Source organism: Enterobacter cloacae complex sp. S2 (assembly GCF_015159675.1).
Lineage (GTDB): Bacteria > Pseudomonadota > Gammaproteobacteria > Enterobacterales > Enterobacteriaceae > Enterobacter > Enterobacter intestinihominis.
This window is the reverse complement of record NZ_JADDTS010000002.1, coordinates 218,806-221,696: the sequence shown is the minus strand read 5'-3', so window position 1 is coordinate 221,696 and position 2,891 is coordinate 218,806. Positions and strand designations below refer to the sequence as shown.

Genomic DNA, 2,891 nt, shown 5'->3' with positions numbered 1-2,891 from the left:
CCAACTGAGCTAATCGCCCAATCTCAATGCTTATCTACACTGCGAGTCTACCGAAGTATATGGTGGGTGATGACGGGCTCGAACCGCCGACCCCCTCCGTGTAAAGGAGATGCTCTACCAACTGAGCTAATCACCCCCGCTGTGTGGAGTCGCATTATAGGGAGAGTTGAAAATGAGTCAACGCATTTTCTAAAGTTTTTATTCGTTCGTCGTAAAATTAGTCAAAACGATCGCAAAACGGACTGTGGCGCATGATTTATAAACAAAAACAGCAATCTCGAACCGGATAAAGTGATCGACATTGAGGAATCGGCCCACAGTGATAGAATATTGCCCATTGTTTTCTTCCCGGAATTTGCCGATTACCGGCATCTTTATAACGTAAGGCCATTTCATGAAAATCAAAACTCGCTTCGCGCCGAGCCCGACAGGCTATCTGCATGTCGGTGGTGCACGTACCGCTCTCTACTCCTGGCTTTTCGCACGTCACAACAACGGTGAGTTTGTGCTGCGTATTGAAGACACCGATCTGGAGCGCTCAACGCCGGAAGCAATTGAAGCCATTATGGATGGGATGAACTGGCTGAATCTGGCGTGGGACGAAGGCCCATACTTCCAGACCAAACGTTTTGACCGCTATAACGCCGTAATTGACGAGATGCTGGTGGCAGGCACGGCCTATAAGTGCTACTGCTCCAGGGAGCGTCTGGATGCGCTGCGTGAAGAGCAAATGGCAAAAGGCGAAAAACCGCGTTATGACGGTCGTTGCCGCCATGACCACAGCGAGCATGCTGCGGATGAGCCTTGCGTAGTGCGTTTTGCTAACCCACTGGATGGCTCTGTTATCTTTGATGACCAGATCCGTGGTCCGATCGAATTCAGCAACCAGGAGCTGGATGACCTTATCATTCGTCGTACTGACGGATCGCCAACCTATAACTTCTGCGTAGTTGTGGACGACTGGGATATGGAAATCACTCACGTGATCCGTGGTGAAGACCATATCAATAACACCCCGCGTCAGATCAACATTCTGAAAGCGCTGAACGCGCCTGTACCGGTGTATGCGCACGTATCAATGATCAACGGTGACGACGGTAAAAAGCTGTCCAAACGTCATGGCGCGGTGAGCGTGATGCAGTACCGTGATGACGGCTATCTGCCGGAAGCGCTGCTGAACTACCTGGTGCGTCTGGGCTGGGCTCATGGTGACCAGGAGATCTTCAGCCGCGAAGAGATGATCGAGCTGTTCTCTCTAAACTCGGTCAGCAAATCAGCCAGCGCGTTCAACACTGACAAACTGCTGTGGCTGAACCATCACTACATCAATACCATGCAGCCAGAATATGTGGCGACTTATCTGCAATGGCACATTGAACAGGCAAACATCGATACCCGTACGGGCCCTGAACTGGCGGATCTGGTGAAGCTGCTTGGCGAGCGTTGCAAAACGCTGAAAGAAATTGCTGAAAGCTGCCGTTACTTCTATGAAGAGTTTGACGCGTTCGACGCCGACGCGGCCAAGAAACACCTGCGTCCGGTTGCGCGTCAGCCGCTGGAAGTGGTGCGTGATAAACTCGAAGCCATTACCGAATGGACTGCGGAAAATGTTCACCACGCGATTCAGGCTACCGCTGATGAGCTGGAAATTGGCATGGGTAAAGTCGGTATGCCGCTGCGCGTTGCGGTGACGGGGGCAGGCCAGTCTCCGGCGCTGGACGTGACCGTTCATGCCATCGGCAAATCACGTAGCGTTGCGCGTATCAACAAAGCGCTGGGCTTTATTGCTGAGCGTGAAAGCCAGCAGTAATACTCGTGTAATACAAAAAACGGCAGGGTAACCTGCCGTTTTTTATGCCTGTTATTCAGCAATACCAAGACGCGTGAGAAAACCCTGCAACCCTTCACGAGCGAGCAACTTGTGCAAACGTTCCTGTTCGACAGTCGTCATGTTTTCCAGCGAGTCGATAATTTGTGGAAGCAGGCTGGATGAGGTTGCCACGCCGTAGTGGGAAGGGCTTTCCGCCACATGGTAAACAGCCCGACGGTTACGAATGGCGGGAAGACTAATGATGTGCTCCTTAACGTGCGCATCAATACATATCACCCTCGCTCTTCCGCCTTTTACACCGTTGATACCCTCCGTTTTCCATCCTTTCTGTCGTATCCAGCGATTAACGGTTTGTCGGGCTACGCCCAGACTGTCCGCCAGCTCTTCCGTGGTCATTTTGCTGCGTAATCTTTTCATATCAGCGTTGGTCGCGAATCCCTAAACGTTGTAACAAGCCGGTAATCCCTTCCCGCAGTAACAGCGATGTCATCTGCTTTTGCTCTTCCGGCGTCATTTCATTCGCCAGCGTCAGGAGCAGGGCATGAAGCGAGCCCTCGTGGTACGCCTTATCTGGCAGTTCCGGCGTCTCTGTTGCCCTGCGCGCGCTGCGAATAAAGTCGCGCACTTTTTCATTGACGTGTACCAGACGCGCCTTGCCACCCTGAACGCCTGGCTTTGGCGATGTAATCCAACCCTCTTTGCGTACCCATTTATTGATGGTCTGTCGGCTATAGCCAGTCAGCAGGGCTAACTCTTCTGGCGTCATTCGTTCCTTGATCATACAATTTCCTGAATATCTGTGGGGTTAATTAGTGGTTCATTTTATAGCACCGTTTTACGTGAAAACGTGACAAGCTTAACTCCTGGCTGCGAGCAGGCTCTCAAAGTGATTCATTTGCATGATTTTTCGGCGATTGAAAGGCGGAGGCTGAATTTGCCGTTGACACTCTGCGGCGGAATTCATATTATGCCGCCCGTCAACATGACAGCTTTACGACGGGGCTATAGCTCAGCTGGGAGAGCGCCTGCATGGCATGCAGGAGGTCAGCGGTTCGATCCC

The 2,891-nt window shown here is 51.9% G+C and carries 3 protein-coding genes and 2 tRNA genes (1 of these 5 running past the window's edge); 2 read left to right on the top strand and 3 right to left on the bottom strand.

Going from position 1 to position 2,891, the window contains the following annotated elements; all coding sequences use genetic code 11:
• Positions 1-60: 60 nt before the first annotated feature.
• Positions 61-136: transfer RNA gene (locus tag IPZ49_RS01695), tRNA-Val, on the bottom strand.
• Between the two features lie 258 nt (positions 137-394).
• On the opposite strand from IPZ49_RS01695, the gene gltX reads away from it, so the two are divergent.
• Positions 395-1,810 carry a glutamate--tRNA ligase gene (gene gltX, locus IPZ49_RS01690; protein WP_058689119.1) on the top strand — a complete coding sequence of 472 codons (1,416 nt, stop codon included), beginning with the start codon at positions 395-397 and terminating at the stop codon, positions 1,808-1,810.
• A 51-nt stretch (positions 1,811-1,861) separates the two neighbouring features.
• Here the strand turns inward: gltX and IPZ49_RS01685 are convergent, their stop codons facing one another.
• Positions 1,862-2,248, bottom strand: a complete 387-nt coding sequence (locus IPZ49_RS01685) for a YfeC-like transcriptional regulator (protein WP_017383469.1) — start codon at positions 2,246-2,248, stop codon at positions 1,862-1,864.
• A gap of 1 nt (position 2,249) precedes the next feature.
• Positions 2,250-2,612: a YfeC-like transcriptional regulator gene (locus IPZ49_RS01680; protein WP_015572232.1), complete on the bottom strand. Its 363-nt coding sequence runs from the start codon at positions 2,610-2,612 to the stop codon at positions 2,250-2,252.
• A 217-nt stretch (positions 2,613-2,829) separates the two neighbouring features.
• Between IPZ49_RS01680 and IPZ49_RS01675 the strand changes: the two genes are divergently transcribed.
• Positions 2,830-2,891: transfer RNA gene (locus IPZ49_RS01675), tRNA-Ala, on the top strand; it runs 47 nt beyond the window's last position.

Bases quoted from the DNA above. Each gene is read 5' to 3' on its own strand.
- gltX (WP_058689119.1), top strand. From the start codon at position 395: ATGAAAATCAAAACTCGCTTCGCGCCGAGCCCGACAGGCTATCTGCAT.
- IPZ49_RS01685 (WP_017383469.1), bottom strand. From the start codon at position 2,248: ATGAAAAGATTACGCAGCAAAATGACCACGGAAGAGCTGGCGGACAGT.
- IPZ49_RS01680 (WP_015572232.1), bottom strand. From the start codon at position 2,612: ATGATCAAGGAACGAATGACGCCAGAAGAGTTAGCCCTGCTGACTGGC.